The sequence below is a fragment of the Burkholderia sp. LMU1-1-1.1 genome (assembly GCF_040675865.1).
In the GTDB taxonomy this organism is placed as follows: Bacteria; Pseudomonadota; Gammaproteobacteria; order Burkholderiales; family Burkholderiaceae_D; genus Rugamonas.
In genome coordinates this window covers 258,726-282,430 of record NZ_JBEGHG010000001.1, presented here as the reverse complement: position 1 = coordinate 282,430, position 23,705 = coordinate 258,726, and the positions used below count along the sequence as shown (strand labels likewise).

Annotated in this window: 20 protein-coding genes; 10 read left to right on the top strand and 10 right to left on the bottom strand. The window is 64.3% G+C overall.

Annotation, left to right across the window (positions count from 1 at the left end):
• The 9 genes from MRBLMU1_RS01080 to MRBLMU1_RS01040 form a co-directional block, all read right to left on the bottom strand.
• On the bottom strand, nt 1-699 hold the full coding sequence (locus MRBLMU1_RS01080) for a SpoVR family protein (protein WP_363495723.1): 699 nt from the start codon (nt 697-699) through the stop codon (nt 1-3).
• Nucleotides 700-747: 48 nt separating this feature from the next.
• Nucleotides 748-1,152, bottom strand: coding sequence for a hypothetical protein (locus MRBLMU1_RS01075; RefSeq protein WP_363495720.1), 405 nt, complete (start codon nt 1,150-1,152; stop codon nt 748-750).
• A gap of 423 nt (nt 1,153-1,575) precedes the next feature.
• Entirely contained in the window at nt 1,576-1,986 is a 411-nt protein-coding gene (locus MRBLMU1_RS01070; protein WP_363495717.1) for an Hpt domain-containing protein, read from the bottom strand.
• A gap of 115 nt (nt 1,987-2,101) precedes the next feature.
• On the bottom strand, nt 2,102-2,974 hold the full coding sequence (locus MRBLMU1_RS01065; protein ID WP_363495714.1) for a proteasome-type protease: 873 nt from the start codon (nt 2,972-2,974) through the stop codon (nt 2,102-2,104).
• Between the two features lie 48 nt (nt 2,975-3,022).
• Nucleotides 3,023-3,826, bottom strand: a complete 804-nt coding sequence (locus MRBLMU1_RS01060; RefSeq protein WP_363495711.1) for a transglutaminase family protein — start codon at nt 3,824-3,826, stop codon at nt 3,023-3,025.
• Nucleotides 3,827-3,841: 15 nt separating this feature from the next.
• Entirely contained in the window at nt 3,842-4,795 is a 954-nt protein-coding gene (locus MRBLMU1_RS01055; protein WP_363495708.1) for an alpha-E domain-containing protein, read from the bottom strand.
• Between the two features lie 9 nt (nt 4,796-4,804).
• The gene (locus MRBLMU1_RS01050; RefSeq protein ID WP_363495705.1) at nt 4,805-6,235 is read right to left on the bottom strand and encodes a circularly permuted type 2 ATP-grasp protein; all 1,431 of its coding nucleotides are present in this window, start codon (nt 6,233-6,235) and stop codon (nt 4,805-4,807) included.
• A 200-nt stretch (nt 6,236-6,435) separates the two neighbouring features.
• Entirely contained in the window at nt 6,436-6,981 is a 546-nt protein-coding gene (locus MRBLMU1_RS01045; protein WP_363495702.1) for a PRC-barrel domain-containing protein, read from the bottom strand.
• A gap of 140 nt (nt 6,982-7,121) precedes the next feature.
• Entirely contained in the window at nt 7,122-8,363 is a 1,242-nt protein-coding gene (locus MRBLMU1_RS01040; protein WP_363495699.1) for a D-amino acid dehydrogenase, read from the bottom strand.
• A 207-nt stretch (nt 8,364-8,570) separates the two neighbouring features.
• Between MRBLMU1_RS01040 and MRBLMU1_RS01035 the strand changes: the two genes are divergently transcribed.
• From MRBLMU1_RS01035 to MRBLMU1_RS00990, 10 genes are all read left to right on the top strand, one after another.
• Nucleotides 8,571-9,461: an N-acetylmuramic acid 6-phosphate etherase gene (locus tag MRBLMU1_RS01035; protein WP_363495697.1), complete on the top strand. Its 891-nt coding sequence runs from the start codon at nt 8,571-8,573 to the stop codon at nt 9,459-9,461.
• 29 nt (nt 9,462-9,490) lie between these two features.
• On the top strand, nt 9,491-10,381 hold the full coding sequence (locus tag MRBLMU1_RS01030; RefSeq protein ID WP_363495694.1) for a LysR family transcriptional regulator: 891 nt from the start codon (nt 9,491-9,493) through the stop codon (nt 10,379-10,381).
• 236 nt (nt 10,382-10,617) lie between these two features.
• A complete protein-coding gene (locus MRBLMU1_RS01025; RefSeq protein ID WP_363495691.1) occupies nt 10,618-13,383 on the top strand; it encodes a TonB-dependent receptor in 2,766 nt (921 codons plus the stop codon).
• Nucleotides 13,383-14,444 carry a S66 peptidase family protein gene (locus tag MRBLMU1_RS01020; RefSeq protein WP_363495688.1) on the top strand — a complete coding sequence of 354 codons (1,062 nt, stop codon included), beginning with the start codon at nt 13,383-13,385 and terminating at the stop codon, nt 14,442-14,444. The genes MRBLMU1_RS01025 and MRBLMU1_RS01020 overlap by 1 nt, the downstream gene beginning before the upstream one ends.
• A gap of 45 nt (nt 14,445-14,489) precedes the next feature.
• Complete coding sequence (locus MRBLMU1_RS01015; protein WP_363495685.1) at nt 14,490-15,311, top strand: ferritin-like domain-containing protein; 822 nt, start codon at nt 14,490-14,492, stop codon at nt 15,309-15,311.
• A gap of 207 nt (nt 15,312-15,518) precedes the next feature.
• Nucleotides 15,519-16,169 (top strand): aldehyde dehydrogenase iron-sulfur subunit PaoA, encoded by a 651-nt coding sequence (paoA, locus tag MRBLMU1_RS01010; protein WP_363495682.1) that lies wholly within the window; start codon nt 15,519-15,521, stop codon nt 16,167-16,169.
• Nucleotides 16,166-17,119 carry an FAD binding domain-containing protein gene (locus MRBLMU1_RS01005; RefSeq protein WP_363495679.1) on the top strand — a complete coding sequence of 318 codons (954 nt, stop codon included), beginning with the start codon at nt 16,166-16,168 and terminating at the stop codon, nt 17,117-17,119. Before paoA ends, MRBLMU1_RS01005 begins: the two co-directional genes overlap by 4 nt.
• A 4-nt stretch (nt 17,120-17,123) precedes the next feature.
• On the top strand, nt 17,124-19,322 hold the full coding sequence (paoC, locus tag MRBLMU1_RS01000; RefSeq protein WP_363495676.1) for an aldehyde oxidoreductase molybdenum-binding subunit PaoC: 2,199 nt from the start codon (nt 17,124-17,126) through the stop codon (nt 19,320-19,322).
• 256 nt (nt 19,323-19,578) lie between these two features.
• Nucleotides 19,579-20,982, top strand: a complete 1,404-nt coding sequence (locus MRBLMU1_RS00995) for a glycoside hydrolase family 28 protein (protein ID WP_363495673.1) — start codon at nt 19,579-19,581, stop codon at nt 20,980-20,982.
• A gap of 77 nt (nt 20,983-21,059) precedes the next feature.
• Entirely contained in the window at nt 21,060-22,619 is a 1,560-nt protein-coding gene (locus tag MRBLMU1_RS00990) for a TerC family protein (RefSeq protein WP_363495670.1), read from the top strand.
• A gap of 186 nt (nt 22,620-22,805) precedes the next feature.
• On the opposite strand, the gene MRBLMU1_RS00985 is transcribed toward MRBLMU1_RS00990, so the two are convergent.
• A complete protein-coding gene (locus MRBLMU1_RS00985; RefSeq protein ID WP_363495667.1) occupies nt 22,806-23,660 on the bottom strand; it encodes a class I SAM-dependent methyltransferase in 855 nt (284 codons plus the stop codon).
• Nucleotides 23,661-23,705: the final 45 nt, after the last annotated feature.

Genomic DNA, 23,705 nt, shown 5'->3' with positions numbered 1-23,705 from the left:
TCACGATACCGGCTGGGTGATCGTCAACGTCCGGGCAACGCCACGAAAATCCACTGTGTGCAGCGTCACCGGCTTCCCCCACACCCGGCAAACGTAGTTCATCACCTGTTCGGCCTGATCCAGATCCAATCCCCGCCCGTCGCGCGCGTGGTCGTGGCGCAGCACCAGACCGCCATCGTCATGCACGCGCTCGACCGCGATGCACGGCGCGCCGTAGTTGTACTTCGGCCCCAGGATCGCTTCCCGTACGTCGTCGATATCGCGGCTCAGCACCCGGGTCTCGCCATCCTTGCGCGACTGGTAGCTGAACAAATCAAACTCGTCGGCCAATGCGTGATCCAGATGGTTGCGGATGAAGCCGAAGTCGTCCTCCTCCGCGCACACGCGGCGCGCGGCCTCCAATCCATGCCGGTCGATGATGCGCTCCCACATGCCGTAGCCGAGATGGTAGGGATTGACGGCAAGGGCCAGTTGCTGTTCGCCCGCATAGGGGCGCACGACATCGGAATGCGCCTTCAGCGCCTGCAGATACAGCGCATGCGGCAGGAAATCGGCCTCGCGCAACAACCGCGCGTGCCAGTACGAGGCCCAGCCCTCGTTCATGATCTGGCAGGCGTGCACGGGGTAGAAATAGAACGATTCCTCCCGCACCGCCAGAAAGATGTCGCGTTCCGCAAGGGCGAAAAAAAACCGCCGCACCGGGAGGTGTGGCGGTTCGATATACGGAAGAGGGAATCTTCGTGGACCTTAGTGTGGCGCGTAGTTGACGCTGGTCGCTTCCTTGATCACGCGGCCGGCGGTGCGCGCGGCGTTGGCGGCGCCGGCGCCACCCATGCCATCGCCGGCCTCGTGCGCCATGCCGACCAGGCCGACGGCCGCCTGGGCGTCGCCGGCGCTGGCCGCGCGTTCGAACAAGGCGATCGCCTCGTTGCGCTTGGCCGGGTTGGACAAATAACGCAGTGCCAGTTCGCGCTGGGCGACCGCCGAACCCTGGTCCGCCCACTCCTGCAAACGTCGCTCCGCCGCTGGTTGGCCCTGGGGACCGATTTGCATCGCGGCGGCTTCAATCACGGTCGAGGCGGGCACGGTACCTTCCTGCGCCTGGCAGGCGATCAACGCCCCGACCAGAACCAGAACCGATGATACCAGCACACCTGACTTGTTGAATAAATCCATATTTTAGTTACCCTTGGTAATCGCCGTTTAAGACGCAACGCACCATTATACTTGCATTTCGGCAAATTGTCTCTTACGCAATAATACGCAGACGCTAAATTCGTGTGCGAAAGCTTACGATATCGTCGAAATCCATGTCGCACGTCCGGCGCAGCAACACTTTGCGCTACGCCGTTCGAATGGTGGCGATATTAACATGAACGCTTTGGCGCTCCGGATTGCAAGTGGCGAATCGGGGTAACAATTGTAACCATTCGTTAACCGGGCCAAAATCGCCCGAATCGAGCCTATCAGTGTGCGCTGCAACATGACCGTTCGTTACGATTGTTGAGCGATATAGGAGGATTTAGTGCGGATCGCGGGAAGACCGGACGGCGGCGTCCGGAACAACGCCGGGCGTCATGCCCGGGTCGTTTTGCCGTCCTGGGGAGTGTTACGCAGCAGCCAATCCTCGGCCTGCCGCAGTACCAGATGATATTCGGATGCGAGCTCGCTGAACAGGCGAGGGATGTGCTGGGTCTGGCGTTCGGCCAGCGCTTGTTCCAGCTTGAGGGAGGATGCCACCAGGCGCTTGGCCCCCAGCGTTCCGATGGAACCGCGCAGGCTATGGAAGATCTTGCCGGCGTCGACCAGACGCTCTTCCTGGATCGCCATGCCCGCCTGATCGAAGGGGGCCATGCCGGGCGCGCACGCGTCGCGGACGATTTTGGAGACGATCGCCAGCGCCTTGTCGTCGTCGCCCATGTACTTAAGCAGCGTGGCGACCGAGAATACGTTCTCTTCGGGTCCTGACGGACTGGTTTCAGACATGCAACGCTCCAGACGACACTAATTGACTAATAATACACTGATGCGCGATGTTGCCGTACAGATTGTTTGAACTTACTAAAACTTAACCGGGTCAAATTTAAGCCAGATCAACACCCTATTGTTGACTATTGTTAAATTGCTGCGCCAGTGTCTGCAGCGGCGCGGTCGGTGCGACGGGCGCGGTGCCGGCCGGCGGGGCGACGCGGACCGGCTTGCCGCCCGTCTTCGTCGCGTGCAGCACGTTGCTGGTGGCCTCGGGCGCCGCGTTCCACACCGGATTGTCGAGGCCCTCGAACACGCGTTTGAGCTGGTCGCCCCAGGTGTTGCGGATCATCTGGAAATACTGGTTGCGCTCGTCGATGGTGACGAAATGCGTGACCGCCAGCGTGTCGGTCGCGTAGACCAGCAGATCGAGCGGCAGGCCGACCGAGACGTTGGAGCGCAAGGTCGAATCCATCGAGATGAGCGCGCACTTGGCGGCATCGTCCAGGCTGGTGGCCGGGGTCACCACGCGGTCGATGATCGGCTTGCCGTACTTGGCCTCGCCGATCTGGAAGTAGGTGTTCTCGTCGTGCGACTCGATGAAATTGCCGGCCGAATAAATCTGGAACAGGCGGCAGCGCTCGCCCTTGATCTGCCCGCCGAAGATAATGCTGACGTTGAAGTCGATGCCGAATTCGGCCAACGACTTGGCGTCGCGCTCGTGCACCCGGCGCACGGCGTCGCCGAGGATGCGGGCGGCCTCGTACATGTTCGGCGCGTCCCACAGGCTGCGGCCGTCGCCGGCCGCCTGGTCGGACACCAGTTGGCGGATCGATTGCGAAATCGACAAGTTCCCGGCGGTCATCATGACCATCATGCGGTCGCCGGGCACCTCGAACACGCTCATCTTGCGGAACGTGCCGACCTGATCCACGCCGGCGTTGGTGCGCGAGTCCGACAAAAACACCAGCCCGGCATCGAGGCGCATGCCCACACAATAAGTCATCGTCGCAACATAGTTGATTAAAAGTACGACTATTTTACACCCAGGAACTCACCGCGCCACAATTTGCACGTCGACGACCATCGATTCCTGGCCGCCGCCGCTGCGCACGCCGCGCACGGGCGCGGCCGAGTCGTAGTCGCGGCCGATGGCCAGGCGGCAATAGGCGTCGGTCATCAGACGCGAGTGGGTGACGTCGATGCTGATCCAGCCGACGTAGTCCTTGTCCTCGGCCCAGGCGTCGACCCAGGCGTGGCTGGCCGCGTGGCCGGTGTCCTCGGGATCGATGTAGCCCGACACGTAGCGCGCCGGGATGCCGTGCGCATGGCAGCAGGCCAGGAACAGGTGGGCATGGTCCTGGCACACGCCCTGGCCCAGCGCCAGCGCGTCGCTGGCGGTGGTGGTGACGACGGTCGCACCGCTTTGATACCTGACCGCACCAAAGATGTGCTCGGCAAGCGAGAGCAGGTCCTCGCTCTGGGCCCGGCCGTCCGGCAGGCAGGAGGCGGCCAGTTCCAGGATGCCGGGCGTGGCCTCGGTCAAGCGCGTCGGCACCGTGAAGATCAGCGGCGACAAGGTGTCGCCGTTCGGCACCCGTCCCTTGAGCGGGATGTCGGTCTGGATCACGCCGGTGGCGACGATGGCCAGGCCCTGGTGCGGCGTGCCCATCGTCATCATGTGCGACAGGTTGCCGTACGCGTCGGTGTAGGCGTGCACATGGCCGGGCATGGCGATATTCCACGACGACACGTGCTGCTGCGGCTCCTTGCGCGGCGTCAGGTGCAATTGCTGGATGGTGTAGGCCAGCTTCGCGGTGTAGGTGTAGCGCGTTTCATGCCGAATATTCAGCTGCATAGACTAGCCTCTCGCTCAAGCCGCCAGCGGCACCAGGAAATCGCGGCTGACGCGGTCGCCCAGTTGATTGATGTCGGCCAGGAAACGCGTCAGCGTCTCGTGCAGGCCGGCCTCGAGGATGTCGTCGATATTGCTGAACTGCAGCGCGGCGCGCAGCCGGCCGGCCAGGCGCTCGGTATCGGCCGACACATCGTTGCGCACCTCGGCCAGGTTCTGCACCACCTCGTCCATACACGCCAGCAGCGAGCGCGGCATGTCCCCGCGCAGCATCAGCAGCTCGGCGATCCGGGCCGGCGTGATCACGTCGCGGTACACCTTGCGGTAGATCTCGAACCCCGACACCGAGCGCAGCAGCGCGCCCCAGTAATAGAAATCGTGCTGGCTCATCGCCTCGCTGCGGGTGGCCTCGGCGCCGCCGCCGTGGAACTTGACGTCCAGGATGCGCGCCGTGTTGTCGGCCCGCTCCAGGAAGGTGCCGAGCCGGATGAAATGCACGGCCTCGTCGCGCAGCATGGTGCCCACGGTCACCCCGCGCGACAGGTGCGAGCGGAACTTGACCCATTCGAAGAACTTGCTCGGATCGTCCTCCAGCAGATCGCTGTCGAGGCGCTTCTGCATGTCGAGCCAGGTCTGGTTCTGGATCTCCCATACCTCGGTGGTCAGCGTGCCGCGCACCGCGCGGGCGTTCTCGCGCGCCTCGGTCAGGCAGGCGACGATCGACGAGGAATTGTCCGGATCGCGCACCATGAAATCGATGACCTCGCGCGCCTCCAGGGTCTTGTGCTTGGCGTCGTAGGCGGCTTGCAGCTCGGAAATGCCGAGCATGGCCCGCCAGCCATGGGCGTTGTCCTCGTCGGACTGCGGCAGCATCGACGTCTGCACGTTGACGTCGAGCATGCGGGCGGTGTTTTCGGCGCGCTCGGTGTAGCGCGCCATCCAGAACAGGTGATCTGCGGTACGGCTTAACATAGTGTCTCCTTAGCGTTCCAGTATCCAGGTGTCCTTGGTGCCACCGCCTTGCGACGAGTTCACCACCAGCGAACCTTCTTGCAATGCCACCCGGGTCAGGCCGCCTGGCACCATCGAAATGGTCTTACCCGACAGCACGAACGGACGCAGGTCGATGTGGCGCGGCGCGATGCCGTTCTCGACATAGGTGGGGCAGGCCGACAACGCCAGCGTCGGCTGGGCGATATAGCCGTCAGGCTTGGCCAGCAGGCGCTGGCGGAAGTCCTCGATCTGCGCCTTGGTCGACGCCGGGCCGACCAGCATGCCGTAGCCGCCGGCGCCGTGCACCTCCTTGACCACCAGCTCGCCCAGATTGGCCAGCGTATAGTCCAGATCCTCCTTTTTGCGGCACTGGTAGGTCGGCACGTTGTTGAGCACCGGCTCCTCGGACAGGTAGAACTTGATCATGTCCGGCACGAAGGGATAGATCGACTTGTCGTCCGCCACGCCGGTGCCGATGGCGTTGGCCAGGGTCACGCGGCCGGCGCGGTACACCGACAGCAGGCCCGGCACGCCGAGCGAGGAATCCGGACGGAACGCCAGCGGATCGAGGAAATCGTCGTCCAGGCGGCGGTAAATCACGTCGACGCGCTTCGGTCCGCGCGTCGTGCGCATGAACACGGTGTTATCGCTGACGAACAAATCCTTCCCCTCGACCAGCTCCACGCCCATTTGCTGGGCCAGGAAGGCGTGCTCGAAATAGGCCGAGTTGTACATGCCCGGCGTCATCACCACCACCGTCGGGTCGTTGATGCCCATCGGCGCGACCGAGCGCAGGTTGTCGAGCAGCATGTCGGGGTAGTGGTCCACCGGCGCGATTTTGTTGCGTGCGAACAATTCCGGGAACAGCCGCATCATCATCTTGCGGTCTTCCAGCATATAAGAGACGCCGGAGGGCACGCGCAGATTGTCCTCCAGCACATAGAACTCGCCGGCGCCGGCGCGCACGATGTCGACCCCGGCGATGTGGGCGTAGATGTCCGAGGCCACGTTGATACCTTGCATCTCCGGTCGGTACTGGGCGTTCTTGTAGATCTGCTCGGCGGGAATGAGGCCGGCCTTGATGATGTTCTGGTCGTGATAGATATCGTGAATGAACATGTTCAGCGCCTTGACGCGCTGAACCAGGCCGGCTTCCATCTTTTTCCACTCGGCGGCGGGGATGATGCGGGGAATGGTATCGAAGGGGATCAGCCGCTCGGTGCCGGCGTCATCGCCGTAGACGGCGAAGGTGATGCCGACGCGGCGGAAGGTCAAATCGGCCTCGGCCCGCTTGCGCTCGATGGTTTCGACCGACTGGCGCTGGAGCCAGCCGCAAAACTCGCGATAGTGTTCACGTACCTCGGCGCTGGCATCGTGGGCCAGGCCGTCAGCGGTCATTTCGTTGAAAAATTTTGCCATGTCGAACGTTCCTCTGTGGAGTGCCTTTATCTTCTATCAAGAAGTGTGCCAGAGGGAATGCCCGATATTGGTGCGTTTACACAATTGGGATAACTACACTATGGAGTATAAAGATGCAAAACGCCAAGGCACGCTACGAAGCATACCTTGGCGCTGGGAATTGTGTTGGACAGAATGCAATCGTGCTGTCCCCTCAACAATTACAGGTTGCCGCTGCCCGAGCCGGTGCTGCCATAGCCCGAGCCGGTCTGGCTGCCGTAGCCCGGATCGCTCTGCAGGCTGGAGCTGCCGGTGCCCATCACGCTGCCGCTGGCGGTGCGGGTGCCGGGGGCGCCTTGCTGGGTGCCGTAGAAATTGTGCAGCTGGTTGCTGAACTCGGCGCTGGCCATGTCCGGCCAGTTATCCTTGTCGAAGCCCGGCGCGTTTTTCAGGTGGTCTTTCGACACGTCCAGCAGGAAGCGCTTGTTGATGGTGTCCAGTTGCAGGGCTTCCCAAGGCACGGCGAACAGCTTGTCGCCCATGCCCAGCCAGCCGCCGAAGGACAGCACCGCGTAGGCGACCTTGCCTTGGCGCATGTCGAGCATGATTTCCTTGATATCGCCCAGGTCTTCCTCCTGGCGATTGTAGACATCCTCGCCGATCAGCGTGTCAGCGCCCATCAGGCGGGGGCCGGGGCCGCTGTTGACGTCGAGATCGTTATCGAGGTCGGTGTAAATGCCATAGGTGTCGCGGTCTAGGTAGCTCATGATGGTCTCCAAGGTGGTTGAACAAGTCCCGTCATACATACCGCGGGAACAAGGGTCATCATGCGTCCACCGCGACGGTAGAGGTATAGGTGCGCGTGCGGTGTCGGTGTAGGACGGGGATGAGTTACCGGGGAACATAGTCAGGTGAAAGCCAGTCGCAGGCCGTCCAGCGCGAACGGCGGCCTTTCGCCGCGCAGCGCGCCGGCCAGCAGCTTGGCCGTCCCGCAGGCGAAGGTGAAGCCGAGCGCGCCGTGGCCGACGTTGAGCCACAGGTTGCCGTAGCGCGTGGCGCCGATGATGGGCGCGCCGCCCGGCGTCGCCGGACGCAGGCCGGCCCACGCTTCAGCGTTGTCGTAGTCGGCCGCGCCCGGCATCGCTTCCTGCGCCAGCCGCATCAGGCCCTGCACGCGGCTGCGCTCGATGGCAAGCCTGGCGCCGACCAGATCGACCATGGCCGCCACCCGCAGGCGGCCGCCGATACGCGCGTACAGCACCTTGCGCTCGAAGTCCGTCACGCTGATTTCCGGCGCGCGGTCGAGCGCGCGTATCGGCGCCGTCAGGCTGTAGCCTTTCAGCGGATACAGCGGCACGTAGATCCCGGCGCGGCGCGCCAGGTCGCGGCTGTCGATGCCGGCCGCCAGCACGTAGTGATCGCCGCCGATGCGGCCGGCGGAAGTGTCGAGTCCGTTCACCCGGCCGTCTTCAACCAACAGGGCATGCACCTCGGCATGAGTGACGCCGAGGAAATTCGGGTGCGCGCGCAGGCGCAGCTCCAGCGCCAGGCAAAAGGCATGGCAGTCGGCCACCGCCTCGCCGGGGTTGAAGATACCGCCCGCCAGCGCGTGGCGCAGCGCCGCCAGCGCCGGTTCGCGCGCCACCGTGGCGGACGGCGACAAGACCTCGGCATCGGCGGCGGCCAACCCGGCCGCGCGCTCGAACAGCGCGCGGCTACGATACACGATCAGCTTGCCGGCGTCGCGCCAGGCGAACTCGGACGGCGGCAGCAGCGGCGACAATTCGGCCATCGCATTGCGGCTCAGTTCGCCCAATTGCAGCAACGTGGCGGTGGTGCGGCGGTTGGTGCCGGCATTGCAGTCGCGCAGAAATTGCAGGAGCCAGCGCCATTGACGCGGGTCGGCCTCCGGGCGGAAACGCAGCGGCCCGTCCCGCTGGACCAGCCATTGCAGCGCCTTCAGCGGCACGCCGGCGTCCGCCAGCGGCGCCACGTAGCGATAGCTGAGCTGGCCGCCATTGCGGTAGCTGGCCATGCTGCCGACTTGCGCCTCGCGTTCGACCAGGCGCACCTGAAAGCCGGCCTCGGCCAGCCACCAGGCCGACGTCAGGCCAACCACGCCACCGCCGATGACGACGATCTCGCTCATCGTTCACTGTCTCCCGATGACAACAACATTGTTCTGAGGACCGGCGGCATACCGGGCTGGATGCGGCACAGAATAACGTGGCCCGCGCGCCGTTGCCAATGAAAAGCGGCGCTGGCGCCATAACCTTAAGGAATGCGCGTCCGGCAACGTTTCATGCCTCAAGCACGCGTTTGGCGATTACACTGACAGCATCGTATCCATCGAGGCATGACGATGCTCAGAACCGAAATTCCCAGCCAGGAACATGCCGGCCTGGACCAGTACCCGGTGCCCGACCTGGTCGAAACGCTGATCGCCGACCAGTTCAACGCCATCGCGGCGGTGCGCCACGCGGCCGCGCAGATCTGCGCCGTCGTCGAGGCGGCCGTGCCCCGCATCGCGTCCGGCGGACGCCTGATTTACGTGGGCGCCGGCACCTCGGGCCGGCTCGGCGTACTGGACGGCGTCGAGCTGCATCCCACGTTTTCATGGCCGCACGAGCGGGCGCTGTCGCTGCTGGCCGGCGGCAAGAGCGCCATGTTCCAGGCGGTCGAGGGCGCGGAGGACGACGCCGGCCAGGGCGCCGCCGACCTCGCGGCGCTGCGGCCCGGGCCCAAGGACGTGGTGCTGCTGCTGGCCGCCTCGGGCGCCACGCCCTACGTGCTGGGCGCGCTGGACGCCGCCCGCGCCAGCGAGGCGCTGACCGTCGGCATCGCCAACAATCCCGGGGCGCCGCTGGTGCTGCGCGCGGGCATCGGCATCACGCTGGACACCGGCCCCGAAATCATCTCGGGCAGCACGCGACTGAAGGCCGGCACCTCGCAGAAAATCGTGCTGAACACCATCTCCAGCGCCATCATGGTGCGGCTGCACAAGGTCTACGGCAACCTGATGGTGGACATGAAGCCGAGCAACTCCAAGCTGGTCCAGCGCGCCGTCGCGTTGACGATGCACGCCACCGGCGCCGACGAGGCCCGCGCGCGCGCAGCCCTGGAACAATGCGGCTTCCACGTCAAAGTCGCCATCGTCGCGTTGCTCAAGCAACTATCGATTCCGCAGGCGCAAGCCTTGCTCGACCGCAGCGCCGGCAGTGTACGCGCCGCACTCCTGCTACAGTAGCGCGCAGATGCGTTATTGAAAGAGGGACCATGCGGTTACGGCACATAGAAGTATTCCACGCGATCATGCAAGTCGGCACCATCAGCGGCGCGGCGCAGGTGCTGCACATTTCCCAGCCGGCCGTCACCAAGGTGTTGCAGCATTGCGAGCTGCAACTGGGCATGCCGCTGTTCGAGCGGGTGCGCGGCAAGCTGTATCCCAAGCCGGAGGCGCACCGCCTGTTCGCGGAAACGGAAAAGCTGCATCGCGAACTGCAAGGCATCCGCCGCCTCGCCGCCAGCCTCAAAAGCCGGACGGTGGAAACCATCCGCCTGGTGGCCACGCCGACGATCGCCGTCAGCGTCCTGCCGCAGGCGATGAGCGAATGGCGCCGCGCCTTCGCCGACACCCGCTGCGAGCTGGCGACCCACCACACCAGCGAGATCGTCAACACGCTGCGGCTCGGCGAGGCCGATCTCGGTCTGTCGTTGCAGGACCCGCGCCATCCCGGCATCATCGCCGAGCCGATCGCGCAAGGGGTCATGACGGTGATCGCGCCGCCGGGCAGCTGGCCGGCGGCGGAAGAGGGCGAACCGTTGTCGGCCTCCGGCCTGAAAGGCGAGCTGATAGGCTACACCGACAACGATCCGCTGGGTGCGCAGGTGGAGGCCGCCTGCGAAGCGCAGGGCATCGCGCCATCCGTCCACACGGTGGTGCAAACCTACCAGATCGCCCGCTCGCTGGTGGAGGCGGGCGGCGGCATGGCCGTGGTCGATCCCTTCACCGCCGCCTCCGGGCGCGGCCGCCTGCAAAGCCGGCCCTGGTCGCCGGCCATTCCCATCCCGCTCTATCTATTGACGCCGGCCCACGCGCCGCTATCGCACGGCGCCCGCCGCCTGGCCGACAGCATCGCGACCGCCGCGCGGGCGCTGCTCGAATAGACTTTATTATTTACTCCGTGGCAAAAATGATACAAATGCCATTCCGGAAATCGGGCCCGGCTGGCATCCTCCTCCTGCGCCGCTCACTTTATGACTAAAAGTTATAACCTCAAAAGCTATTTTCATTGGATGGCGACAAAGTCGAGCGGCTAATCTGGGTTGGCGGGACAGCGCGGCGCAACGACGCCGCCAACCGCCAGGCTCGATAGATCGCATGCACATCAAAGGGAGAGGCCGTGAAGGTTAAGAAACTGGCGCACATGATTGCGCTGATAGGTGTTGTGGCCCCGGCAGCGGGACCGGTGCTGGCGCAGAGCGGCGAACCAGGCATGCAACGGGTCGAAATCACCGGCAGCAGCATCAAGCGGGTGGCCAAGGAGGGCGCGTTGCCGGTGCAGGTGATCAACTACGACACCATCGAAAAGCAAGGCATCACCAGCACCGAGCAGTTGATCCGCACCTTGTCGGCCAACGGCACTGGCGCCGACAACATGACTTCCGGCAATAACGTCTTCGGCGCCGACGCCGACCGCGTCAGCGGCGGCGCCTCGTACGCGTCGCTGCGCGGGCTCGGCCCGAACAGCACCCTGGTGCTGCTCAACGGCCGCCGCATCGCCACCTATGGCGCCAGCGGCAAATCGGTCGACCTGAACGCGATTCCGCTGGGCGCCATCGCCCGCGTCGAGATACTCAAGGACGGCGCCTCGGCCATCTACGGCACCGACGCCATCGGCGGCGTCATCAACTTCATCCTGCGCACCGACTATCGCGGCCTGGAGGCGTCCTACAACGGCAACTTCACCGAGGAGGGCGGTGGCGCCAAGCGCCGCCTGTCGCTGCTCGGCGGCACCGGCTCGCTGCAGACCGACGGCTATAACCTGATGGGCAGCGTCACCTATGACAACGACGAAAAGCTGAGCTCGCGCGAGCGCTCGTTCGCCAACGGCTTCCAGCCCGCGCGCGGCCTGTCGCCGGACACCACCGGCACGCCGTACGCCAATCAGCTGAACGGCCCCGGCACCGCGCTCGGCGCCGGCTTCAAGATGCCCGGCGACAGCACCACCTATCTGCAGGCGAACCCGCTCAGCTTCCAGGGCAAGTGCGACTCGATCCCCGGCATGTCGCAATACCAGACGGCGCTGTGGAAGGACGTCACCGCCGCCACGCGCAGCACCTATTCGTGCGCCTACGATTACGGCGCCGACTACATCATCAGCTTCCCCGTCGAGCGCCTGAACGCGGTGTCGCGCGGCACCTTGCAGATCAGCCCGGACCACAAGGTGTTCGCCGAGGCCTTGTACGGCCACACCAAGGCCACCTCGGAGTTGACGCCGGTGCAGATCTCGGCCACCGTCGCCAACGGCGCCGTCTATCCGGTCGGCGGCGCCTATTACCAGGACCTGTCGCCGTACATTTCAACCTTCGACAAGACCAAGCCGATCTCGTACAAATGGCGCGCCAACGACTGGGGCTACCGCAAGCAAGAAAACGTCACCGACAACGCCCGCCTGTTGCTCGGCGCCGAGGGTGTCCTGCTGGGCAAGTGGGACTACCGCGCCGGCGTGTCGCACGGCGAGAGCAAAACCAAGACCCGCCTGCTGGACGGTTACGGCTATACCAGCAAGATCTACGCGGCGCTGGCCACCGGCCTCATCAATCCATGGCTGACGCCGGGACAGACGCAGACGCCGGAGGCGATCGCCCTGATCGACTCCACCCGTTATCGCGGCCCGCTGCAGCACGGCAAGACTAAACTGACCCAGATCGACGGCAACCTCTCCGGCGAGGTGATGCAACTACCGGCGGGCGCGATGTCGATGGCGGTCGGTTTCGACCTGCGCCGCGAAGGCTACAGCTTCGCCCAGGACGTCGATGCCACACAGATCCTGCTGGCGCCCGGCAACGCGGCGTTGAACGAGGCCACGCGCGACATCAAAGCCTTCTACACCGAGCTGCTGGTGCCCGTCACCAAGGATCTGGAGGTGCAACTGGCCTTGCGGCGCGACCACTACAGCGTGTTCGGCGACACCACCAATCCCAAGGTCTCGTTCCGCTACCAGCCCAACAGTTCGCTGCTGTTCCGCGGCTCGGCCAACAAGGGCTTCCTGGCGCCGAGCTTCACGCAGCTGTATTCCGGCAGCCTGCTGCAGGAACTGCCGAACGGCATCATCGACCCGATCGGCTGCCCGGCCAATCCCGGCAATCCGGCTTTCTGCGCCATTCCGCGGCTCGAGTATCTGACCGGCGGCAACACCAAGCTGAAACCGGAGACCTCGAAGCAGGGCAGCCTCGGTGTCGTCTTCGAGCCGGTCAAGGGCTATTCGGCGTCGGTGGACTATTGGGCCATCAACACGCTCAACCGTATCCTGAACCGCACGCCGCAAGTGGTGCTGGCCAACGCGGCGGCGCTGTCCGAGAACATCTTCCGCAATCCTGACGGCACCATCGCCTACGTGCAAGCGGGCTGGATCAACGCCGCCGGCGCCAAGACGCGCGGCGCCGACCTGAGCCTGCGCGGCGAAGGCAAGCTCGGCACCTACAACTGGAACTTCAGCCTCGACGGCACCTACACCAACAGCTTCAAGTTCGCCGAGTTCGAAGGGCAGGAGTACAAGGAGTACGTGGGCAACTTCTACACCCGCGATCTGTATCTGCGCTGGAAGCACAACGCCAGCATCAGCCTGTCCAAGGGCGACTGGAGCGCCATGCTGATCCAGAACTACAGCACCGGCTACAAGGACCAGTTGCCGAACGCGGGCAAGTCGGCGCCGCCACCGGGCTTCAATCCCAACGTCAAGGCCTACACCAAGTACGACCTGTCGGCCACTTATAGCGGCATCCGCAACACCACCATCACGGTCGGCATCCAGAACATCCTCGACACCGATCCGCCGTTCACGGCGCACAACGTCGATGAAGTGGTGGGCGCCGGCTGGGACCCGCGCGTCGCCGATCCGCGCGGCCGCTCGCTCAGCGTCTTGCTGAAGTATAAGTTCCTGTAATGTCCGGAGCAGTCAGCCGGCGGCAGTTCGGCAACCTGCTGGCCGCCGCCGCGCTCGGAACGGGCGCGACGGCCGCCGCCGCGCCATCGTCCAGGCGGAGGAAAACCATGGGTCTGATCAAACCCGCCCGGCTGCTGCCGGGCGACCTGGTCGGCATCATCGCACCGGGCGGACATACCAATGAAGAGGCGTTGGCCAAGGCGGTCGGCAATATCGAATCGCTGGGCTTGCGCGCGCGCGTCGGCAACAACATTCACTATGTCTACGGCAATTATGCGGGCACCGTCCAGCAGCGGCTCGACGATCTGCACGGCATGTTTCTCGATCCGGAGATCACGGCGGTGTGGGCGATACGCGGCGGTTCCGGCTGCATCTCGCTGCTCGAGCACATCGACTACCGGCTGATACGCGCCCATCCGAAGGTGCTGATCGGCTACTCGGATATCACGTGTTTACATCTAGCCTTGCTCAAGCATGCCGGGCTGGTGACTTTTCATGGTCCGGTCGCGTCTTCGACGTTCTCGGAGTACGCCGTCACCCATCTGCGGAACGTGCTGATGACGCCGCACGACAACTACACGATCACGATGTCGGCGGAAAACGCGCTGGCCGCGGAGAGTCACGCCAACTACAAGATCCGCACTATCCATGCGGGGGTTGCCACGGGGCGGCTGATCGGCGGCAACCTTTCGCTGTTCAGCGCGCTTACCGGGACGCCGTATGCGGCCGACTTTACCGGTGCCATCCTGTATCTCGAAGAGGTCAACGAGGAGCCGTACCGCGTCGACCGTATGATGACGCAGTTGCAGCTCAGCCAGGGGTATCGCAACGCCGCCGCGGTGATGCTGGGCATTTTTGAAAATTGCGAAGGGATCGATGGCGAAAGCGCGCTGTCGCTGGACGAGACGGTCGACCAGCATCTGCTGCCGCTAACGCGTCCGGCGGTTGCCGGGTATTCCTTCGGACATATTAGGCATCAGTTCACGATGCCGGTTGGCATTCGTGCGCGGCTGGATACGGAGCGACAGACGTTGACGTTGCTGGAGCCGGGGGTGGTTTAGGGCAATGGTACACTGCCGCCTTTCCCGCAAGTCCCACGAAACCCGATGTCATCCCGAAACCCCGAATCCACCCCGACCGAGCTGCGTGCCTACGCGCTGCATTGCCTGCTGGAAGCCGATCCGACCAAAAAGGTCGCCGCCGTCGCCGCCATGGCCGCCGCGTCCGCCGCCGGCGTCTGCCCGCCGGACCCTGCGGCCGTCCTGCAAGCGACGGCCGCCATCCCCGGCCGCCCGCAAAAACCCGACCTGGTCCCGCCGCGCGAAGTGGGACGCCGTTCGATGAACACGCTCGAAGGCCGCGCCATGCTGATCCATGCGCTGTCTCACATCGAGTTCAATGCCATCAACCTTGCCCTGGACGCGCTATGGCGTTTTCCGGACTTGCCGCCGAGCTATTACACCGACTGGTTGCGCGTCGCCGACGAGGAAGCGTTGCATTTTTCGCTGCTGGTTGCGCACTTGGGTGCGTTAGGTCACACATACGGCGATTTCACCGCCCACGACAGCCTGTGGGAGATGGTCGAGAAGACCAGCGGCGACGTGCTGGCCCGCATGGCGCTGGTGCCGCGCACGCTGGAAGCACGCGGCCTGGACGCCAATCCACCCCTGCGCGCCAAGCTGGCGCAGGCCGGCGACATGCCCGCCGCCCACATCCTCGACATCATCCTGCGCGACGAGATCGGCCACGTGGAGATCGGCAACCGCTGGTACAGGTATCTGTGCGACCAGAACGGCCTGGAGCCCGGCGCCGCATACGCCGACCTCGCGCTGCGCTACCGCGCCCCCGCGTTGCGCGGCCCGTTCAATGTCGAGGCGCGGGTGCAGGCCGGTTTCACGATGGACGAAATCCGCGCGATGGGCAGCTGAACGCGGGCATCCGCGCGGCGCCGGCGGCTGCCGAACGGCTGGTCCAAACACTGCGCAGAAGCAAAATTACACGGGCGTGATTGCCCAAACCTACGGCTCCATTGCCTGATCCAACAGTGCGAATCAACCGCTCCGAATGCGCTTAATATAAGACTGCCTCATCTAGAGACGGCCTTTAAAAAACATTAGCCATTAGGATGCGAACCCATGAACGACCTTAGCCAAGTTACACTCTCCAGGCGCGAACTGTTGATCGCCGGCGCGCTGTCGGCGACAGCGAGCGCCGTACCGTCGATCGGCGCCGCCCAGACGGGCAACGCGGCCGCCGCGCAGGCCATCGCGCCCGTGAGCGCGAAGGTGTCGTTCCAGGTCAACGGTGAAGTCCGCAAGCTCGAGCTCGACACCCGCACGACCCTGCTCGACGCCCTGCGCGAGAATCTGCACCTGACCGGAACCAAGAAAGGCTGCGACCACGGCCAGTGCGGCGCCTGCACGGTGATCGTCGACGGCCGCCGTATCAATTCCTGCCTGACCCTTGCCGTGATGCATGAAGGCGCCAAGGTCACCACCATCGAGGGGCTGGGCACGCCCGGCAAGCTGCACCCGATGCAGGCGGCCTTCGTCAAACACGACGGTTACCAGTGCGGCTACTGTACCCCGGGGCAAATCTGTTCGGCCGTGTCCGCGCTCGACGAGATCAAGCAGGGCATTCCGAGCCACGTCAGCCCGGATTTGAACGCGCGTCCGCTGCTCAACGCCACCGAATTGCGCGAACGCATGAGCGGCAATATCTGCCGCTGCGGCGCCTATTCCAACATCATCGACGCGATCAGCGAAGTCGCCGGGAGCGCCGCATGAGAGCCTTTACCTATCAGCGCGCGCAGTCCCCGGCCGAAGCGGCGGCGCTTGCCGCGCGCACGCCCAATGCCAAGTTCATCGCCGGTGGCACCAACCTGCTGGACCTGATGAAGCTGGAGATTGAAACGCCGGCCCACCTGATCGACGTCAACGGCGTCGGCCTCGACAAGATCGAGGGGACGCCGCAGGGCGGCTTGCGCATCGGCGCCATGGTGCGCAACACCGACCTCGCCGCCGACGAGCGCATCCGGCGCGACTACGGCGTGCTGTCGCGCGCCTTGCTGGCGGGGGCCTCGGCGCAGTTGCGCAACAAGGCCACCACCGCCGGCAACCTGCTGCAGCGCACCCGTTGCCCATACTTCTACGATACCAACCAGGCGTGCAACAAGCGCACGCCGGGCAGCGGTTGTTCGGCCATCGCCGGACACAGCCGCAACCACGCCATCGTCGGCGTCAGCGACGAGTGCATTGCCACCCATCCGAGCGACATGGCCGTCGCCATGCAATTGCTGGACGCGGTCGTCGAGACCGTCCGTCCCGACGGCTCCACCCGCAGCATTCCGATGGCGGAGTTCCACCGCCTGCCGGGCAAGACGCCGCATATCGAAACCACGCTGGCGCCCGGCGAGATGATCACCGCCGTAACGTTGCCCAAGCCGCTGGGCGGCAAGCACTATTACCGCAAGGTGCGCGACCGCTCGTCCTACGCCTTCGCATTGATTTCCGTGGCGGCCGTCGTGCTGCCGGACGGAACCGGCAGGGTCGCGCTGGGCGGTGTCGCCCACAAGCCGTGGCGCATGCCGGGCGCGGACGACAGCCTGCAGCGCGGCGGCAAAGCCGTGGCAGCCCAGTTGCTGGCCGGCGCCAAGACCACCCACGAGAACGCCTTCAAGATCACCCTGGTTCAGCGCACGATAGAATCTGTGCTGGCGGAAGCGAAGAAAGCCTGACGCCATGAAATTCACCACTCCAGCCACCACCAATCCGATCGACCAGCTCAAGCTCGTCGGCAAGCCCCTGGACCGTATCGACGGCCCGTTCAAAGCCACGGGCACCGCCCCGTACGCCTATGAACAGCACGAGGCCGCGCCCAACGCCGCCTACGGCTATGTGGTCGGCGCCGCCATCGCCAAGGGCCGCATCGTCTCGATGGACCTGGCCGCCGCCAAGCGCGCGCCCGGCGTCATCGCCATCGTCACCGCCGACAACGCGGGCAAGCTGGGCAAGGGCAAGATGAACACCGCCAAGCTGCTCGCCGGTCCGGAAATCCAGCACTACCACCAGGCGGTCGCGCTGGTGGTCGCCGAGACCTTCGAACAGGCGCGCTCGGCCGCGCAACTGGTGCAGGTCAAATACGCCGGCGCCAAGGGCGCCTACGATCTGGCCAAGGAAAAGGACAAGGGCGTGCCGCACAAGGACAAGGAGAACGCCGATTCCAAGGTCGGCGACTTCGCCAGCGCCTTCGCCGCGGCGCCGGTGCGCATCGACGCCACCTACACCACGCCCGACCAGTCGCACGCGATGATGGAGCCGCACGCGTCCATCGCCAAATGGGACGGCGACAAGGTCACCTTGTGGACTTCCAACCAGATGATCGCTTGGGGGCAGGGCGACGTCGCCAAGACGCTCGGCATCCCCAAGGAAAAAGTGCGCCTGGTGTCGCCGTACATCGGCGGCGGCTTCGGCGGCAAGCTGTTCGTGCGTTGCGAGGCGGTGCTGGCCGCGCTGGGCGCCAAGGCGGCCAACCGTCCGGTCAAGGTCACGTTACAGCGGCCGCTGATGTTCAACAACACCACGCACCGGCCGGCAACGATCCAGCGCATCCGCATCGGCGCCAGCAGGGAAGGCAAGATCACCGCGATCGGGCACGAAAGCTGGTCGGGCGACCTGCCGGACGGCCAACCGGAAACGGCGGTCAACCAGACCAAGCTGCTGTACGCCGGCGCCAACCGCATGACCAAGATGCGCCTCTCCGTGCTCGACCTCCCGGAAGGCAACGCCATGCGCGCGCCAGGCGAGGCACCGGGCCTGATGGCGCTGGAAATCGCCGTCGACGAGCTGGCGGAAAAACTCAAGATGGACCCAGTGACGTTCCGCATCATCAACGACGTCACGCACGATCCGGCCGAGCGCGAGCGCAAGTTTTCGCAGCGGCGGCTGGTCGAATGCCTGCGCAGCGGCGCCGAGCGCTTCGGCTGGAGCGCGCGCAGCGTGCAGCCGGGCAAGGTTCGCGATGGCCGCTGGCTGGTCGGCATGGGCGTCGCCGCAGCCTTCCGCAACAATATCGTGATGAAATCGGCCGCCCGCGTGCGCCTGGACAGCAAGGGCGTCGTCACGGTCGAGACCGACATGACCGATATCGGTACCGGCACCTACACCATCATCGCCCAGACCGCCGCCGAAATGATGGGACTGCCCATCGACAAGGTGGTGGTCAAGCTGGGCGACTCCGACTTCCCGGTCTCGGCCGGGTCGGGCGGGCAGTGGGGCGCCAACAGTTCGACGGCGGGTGTGTACGCCGCCTGCGTCAAGCTGCGCGAGGCGATCGCGCAGAAGGCCGGCCTTGGCGCCGAGGCCGAATTCAGCGGCGGCTCGGTGCGCGCCGGCGGCAGGTCGGTCACGTTGCAGCAGGCCGCGCAGGACGGCGAGATCGTCGCCGAGGACATCATGGAATATGGCGACCTCGACAAGAAGTTCCAGCAATCGACGTTTGGCGCGCATTTCGTTGAAGTAGCGGTTGACGCCTACACCGGCGAGACGCGCATCCGCCGCATGCTGGCGGTGTGCGCGGCCGGGCGCATCCTCAATCCCAAATCGGCGCGCAGCCAGGTGATCGGCGCGATGACGATGGGCGCCGGCGCCGCGCTGATGGAGCATCTGGTGATCGACAAGCGCGGCGGGTTCTTCGTCAATCACGATCTGGCGGGGTATGAAGTGCCGGTGCACGCCGACATTCCGCATCAGGAAGTGATTTTCCTGGACGAGACCGATCCGATCTCGTCGCCGATGAAGGCCAAGGGCGTGGGCGAGCTGGGCATTTGCGGCGTGGGCGCGGCCATCGCCAACGCGGTGTACAACGCCACCGGCGTGCGCGTGCGCGACTACCCGATCACGCTCGACAAGCTGATCGAAAAAATGCCCCTGACCGCGTAACCGCAGCTAGTGCCGTTAAGCTTGTCAAGATCGTGAAGGTTGTACCCCCGTGGTTCCACGTAGGGCGGATTAGCGCAGCGTAATCCGCCAGTTTGCGATCCGTCAGCGGCCCAAAACCCGGAGACTGCGGAGGCCGTGTAGAAATGGTGGACCTGACCCCGGATTGATCAGCGCCATGAGTATTTCTCATAGCCAAGCGTAACGATGGTGGAGCTGCTCTACCATCGCTACGCCGAATCAATCCAGGAGCATATCGATGACCCACCCGATGTCCCGGCGAACCGTGCTGTTCGCCGGCTTCGCCGTTCCCTTGCTGAGCGCCTGCGCCCGCATGCCGTTCGGCCCGCGCCACCCGCAGCAGCAGGTACAAGTCAGCGCGCCGTTCGACATGCCCACCATCGCCATTCCGAATTTTTCCGCCAGCCCACGCTTTCCCATCACCGACTTCGGCGCCGACCAGAACGACCAGCACAAAACTTCCACCGCCATCGCCGCCGCCATCATGGCCGCCAGCGCGGCCGGCTCCGGCATCGTCGTCGTTCCGCCCGGCACCTGGCCCACCGCCAGGATCCACCTCAAAAGCAACGTCAACCTGCACCTCGCCAAGGGCGCCACCTTGCTGTTTTCCGAAAAGCCGGCGGACTACCTGCCGGCCGTACTCAGCAGCTGGGAAGGGCTCGAATGCTACAACTATTCGCCGCTGGTCTACGCCTTCGAATGCGACAACGTCGCCATCACCGGCGAAGGCAAACTCAAGGCCAAACTCGACGCCTGGCGGGAGTGGTACAAACGCCCGAAACCGCATATGGACGCGCTCGTGGCGCTGTACAAGCTGGCCGCCAGGGAGGCGCCGGTCTCCGAGCGCCAGATGACCACCGCCGAAGCCAACCTGCGGCCGCAGTTCATCCAGTTCAACCGATGCCGCCACGTGCTGGTCGAGGACGTCAGTATCGAGGACAGTCCGTTCTGGGTGTTGCACCCGCTGCTGTGCCGCGATGTCGTCATCCGCCGCGTCAAGATCAGGGCGCATGGCCATAACAACGACGGCGTCGATCCGGAAATGACGCAAAACGTGCTGATCGAGGATTGCGTGTTCGACCAGGGCGACGACGCGATCTCCGTCAAATCGGGCCGCGACCGCGATGCCTGGCGGTTGGGTGTGCCGTCCAAAAACATCGTCATGCGCAATTGCCGCATCAAGAACGGCCACCAGCTGATCGCCATCGGCAGCGAATTGTCGGCCGGCGTCGAGAACGTGCTCGTCGACAATTGCCACTTCGACGCCTCCGATTCGGCGACCGCGAGCACGATTAATAACTTGCTGTACGTTAAAACCAACGAGCGGCGCGGCGGCTATGTACGCAATATTTACATGTCCAATGTCAGCGCCACCAAGGTCGCCGGCGGCGTGCTGTGCGTGGAAACCGATGTTTTATACCAGTGGAAGAACCTGGTGCCGACCTACGAGCGCCGGCTGACACCGATCGAAGGTTTGCATGTTAGCAATATCACGGTGGGCGAAGCAGCCTTCGTCTGCCGGGTGACGGCCGAGCGCGAGATGCCGGTCAGGACGGTCAAGCTTGCCAATATCAGGGTCCGGAAGGTGCTTGGAGCGCCGATGTTGACGGAAAACGTTGTCGGTTTCGTCAACGCAAACTAGTCGGGCCGGAGCGGCGACAATCGGGCGCGGCTCCGGCATGGATTACAATGCATGCTTCTCAACACTGAAAGCAGCGCATGGAATGGCTATTCGACCCAAACATTTGGGTCGGTCTGTTTGCATTAATCGTTCTCGAAATCGTACTTGGCGTCGACAATCTCATCTTCATCGCGATCCTCGCCGATAAACTGGCGCCGGAGCAGCGCGACAAGGCGAGGCTCGTCGGCCTGAGCCTGGCGATGCTGATGCGCCTGGGCTTGTTGAGCGTAATGTCCTGGCTGGTCACCCTGACCGAACCGCTGTTCTCGATTGCCTCGCTAAGTTTCTCCGGACGGGACCTGATCCTGCTGCTGGGCGGATTCTTCCTGCTATTCAAAGCCACCATCGAGCTCCATGAGCGGGTCGAAGGCAAGGTGCACGACGCCCAAGGCGGGTCCAAGGTCTACGCCGGTTTCGGCGCGGTCGTCGCCCAGATCATCGTGCTGGACGCCGTGTTTTCGCTCGACGCCGTCATCACGGCCGTCGGCATGGTCGACGAGCTTGGCGTGATGATGGCCGCCGTTATTATCTCGATGGGCGTGATGCTGCTCGCCTCCAAGCCGCTGACCCGCTTCGTCAACGCCCATCCGACCGTGGTCGTGCTGTGCCTGAGTTTCCTGCTGATGATCGGCCTGAGCCTGATCGCCGAGGGCTTCGGCTTCCACATTCCGAAGGGTTATCTATACGCCGCCATCGGCTTCTCGGTGGTGATCGAGGCGCTGAACCAGTTGGCGCGCCGCAATTTCGTCAGCCGGCAATCACATCTTCCGCTGCGCGACCGTACCGCCGATGCCGTATTGCGCCTGCTGGGCAGCAAGAAGCGTGTCGCCGCCGGCGGCGAGGAAGAGGACACCAAGACCACCGTTGTGCCGGAAGCGTTCGAGCAGGAGGAACGCAACATGGTCAGCGGCGTGCTCAGCTTGTCCCAGCGCTCGGTGCGCTCGATCATGACGGTCCGTTCCAACATCTCGTGGATCGATCTGGATGCCGACACGGCCACGATCCAGGGCCAGATCCTCGAAACGCCGCACAGTTTCTTCCCGGTGAGCCGGGGGCAACTGGACAACATCATCGGTGTCGTCCGCGCCAAGGAGTTGATGGCCAATCTGGCGCGCGGCGTCGAGATTCCGCCCGAGCATATCCGCGAGCCCATCATCATGCCCGAGGCCAGCGGCGTGCTGAAGGTGATGGAAACGTTGAAGCGTTCGCGCGGGCAACTGGTGTTGATCGCCGATGAGTACGGCACGATCCAGGGCTTGGTGACGCCGATCGATATCCTGGAGGCGATCGCCGGCGAGTTCCCCGACGAGGATGAGCAACCGGATGTGCAGGAGCAGGGGCCGGGTTGTTGGCGGGTGGCCGGCACGGCCGATCTGCACTATCTGGAGCAGGTGCTGGAGACGGACGAACTGATCAGCGAGAATGATGATTACACGTCGCTGGCGGGCTTTATGCTGGAGCGGCTGGGCAACCTGCCGACGGTGGGCGAGGCGGTCGAGGTCGACGGTTTGCGTTTCGAGGTGATCGAGGTGGTGGAGCGACGCATCGCGGCCGTGTTGGTGACACGCGTCGAGCCGACGCCGCCGGTCGGCGAATAAATTGTTGGGCCGTCGGCGGATCTGTGGCGGATTACGGCGTTCCGCCTAATCCGCCCTACGTGTTTTCCTGATTTATTCACGCGCCGTATCCGCCGCCACGGAGACACGTCGGGCGGATTAGCACAGCGTAATCGGCCATGTATCAACCGTCGGCGGCCCATTTTCCGGCCACTGACGTCCCCGCCATCACCCCATCCGCCGCAAAATCGCATACATATTGTCGCTCAATGGGCTGCGATCCAGCATCGACATCCGCACCACGTGCAACCCGGCCAGCTCCGCCGTCGCCTTCAATGTCTCCGGCGTAAAATAATTCACATGATCCGGCCACCGAAAACCGCACCAGCGCGCGCCGCGCAGATACCGGTTGAGGCAATTGTAATTGGGCACCTTGACCAGTATCGATCCACCCGGCTTGAGCCGCTTGGCCGAGCGTTCCAGCACGGCCAGCGGATTGATGTCATGCTCAAGGAACGACGCCATGATGATGACGTCGAAATACCCATCCTCGAAACACTCCAGCCCATCCATCGCCGACGCGTGCACACAGCGGCCGCCGGCCTTGCGCAGCTTGCCATCCGAGATCCTCGAGAGCTCTTGCGATATCTCGATGCCGTGCGGTACGCTTTTGTCGCGCAGATCCGCCGGCAGCGACTTGAACAAATCATCCAGCAGCGAACCCCAACCACAACCAACGTCGAGCACGTTGATGCGCGCGCCGCGCGCTTCGCGTATCAGACGTTGTACCAAGGTCAGGCTCTTGTTGCGCTTCAGGATGCTGCCGCGAAAGCGTTTCAGCGCGGTGCTGATCGCGTAGCGCAAAGGCTCGGCTTGCTTGCGCGCCTGTGTTTCCTTGTCGAACGTCACCTCATAGGCGAAATCCTGGGACAGCTCCTCGTAGGCGGGAGGATTCGCCAAGAAAACGATGCCGGTCTGCTTGCATTGCTTAAGCCGCCAGGGCGAGGGCGCGTACGGCAAATCGATTTCGTCGCCGCCCTGCGCGCGGAGCGGGGAGATTCTGAGTTGTGCAGCGATGGTCATAGGCTGATGTCCGGCTGGTCGGTTGCGGGGGCGTGCCGAGCAAGA

Bases quoted from the DNA above. Each gene is read 5' to 3' on its own strand.
- MRBLMU1_RS01030 (WP_363495694.1), top strand. From the start codon at position 9,491: ATGCGGTTACGGCACATAGAAGTATTCCACGCGATCATGCAAGTCGGC.
- MRBLMU1_RS01055 (WP_363495708.1), bottom strand. From the start codon at position 4,795: ATGTTAAGCCGTACCGCAGATCACCTGTTCTGGATGGCGCGCTACACC.
- MRBLMU1_RS00985 (WP_363495667.1), bottom strand. From the start codon at position 23,660: ATGACCATCGCTGCACAACTCAGAATCTCCCCGCTCCGCGCGCAGGGC.
- MRBLMU1_RS01045 (WP_363495702.1), bottom strand. From the start codon at position 6,981: ATGAGCTACCTAGACCGCGACACCTATGGCATTTACACCGACCTCGAT.
- MRBLMU1_RS01005 (WP_363495679.1), top strand. From the start codon at position 16,166: ATGAGAGCCTTTACCTATCAGCGCGCGCAGTCCCCGGCCGAAGCGGCG.
- MRBLMU1_RS01070 (WP_363495717.1), bottom strand. From the start codon at position 1,986: ATGTCTGAAACCAGTCCGTCAGGACCCGAAGAGAACGTATTCTCGGTC.
- MRBLMU1_RS01015 (WP_363495685.1), top strand. From the start codon at position 14,490: ATGTCATCCCGAAACCCCGAATCCACCCCGACCGAGCTGCGTGCCTAC.
- MRBLMU1_RS01040 (WP_363495699.1), bottom strand. From the start codon at position 8,363: ATGAGCGAGATCGTCGTCATCGGCGGTGGCGTGGTTGGCCTGACGTCG.
- MRBLMU1_RS01020 (WP_363495688.1), top strand. From the start codon at position 13,383: ATGTCCGGAGCAGTCAGCCGGCGGCAGTTCGGCAACCTGCTGGCCGCC.
- paoA (WP_363495682.1), top strand. From the start codon at position 15,519: ATGAACGACCTTAGCCAAGTTACACTCTCCAGGCGCGAACTGTTGATC.
- MRBLMU1_RS01060 (WP_363495711.1), bottom strand. From the start codon at position 3,826: ATGCAGCTGAATATTCGGCATGAAACGCGCTACACCTACACCGCGAAG.
- MRBLMU1_RS01050 (WP_363495705.1), bottom strand. From the start codon at position 6,235: ATGGCAAAATTTTTCAACGAAATGACCGCTGACGGCCTGGCCCACGAT.
- MRBLMU1_RS01065 (WP_363495714.1), bottom strand. From the start codon at position 2,974: ATGACTTATTGTGTGGGCATGCGCCTCGATGCCGGGCTGGTGTTTTTG.
- MRBLMU1_RS00990 (WP_363495670.1), top strand. From the start codon at position 21,060: ATGGAATGGCTATTCGACCCAAACATTTGGGTCGGTCTGTTTGCATTA.
- MRBLMU1_RS00995 (WP_363495673.1), top strand. From the start codon at position 19,579: ATGACCCACCCGATGTCCCGGCGAACCGTGCTGTTCGCCGGCTTCGCC.
- MRBLMU1_RS01035 (WP_363495697.1), top strand. From the start codon at position 8,571: ATGACGATGCTCAGAACCGAAATTCCCAGCCAGGAACATGCCGGCCTG.
- paoC (WP_363495676.1), top strand. From the start codon at position 17,124: ATGAAATTCACCACTCCAGCCACCACCAATCCGATCGACCAGCTCAAG.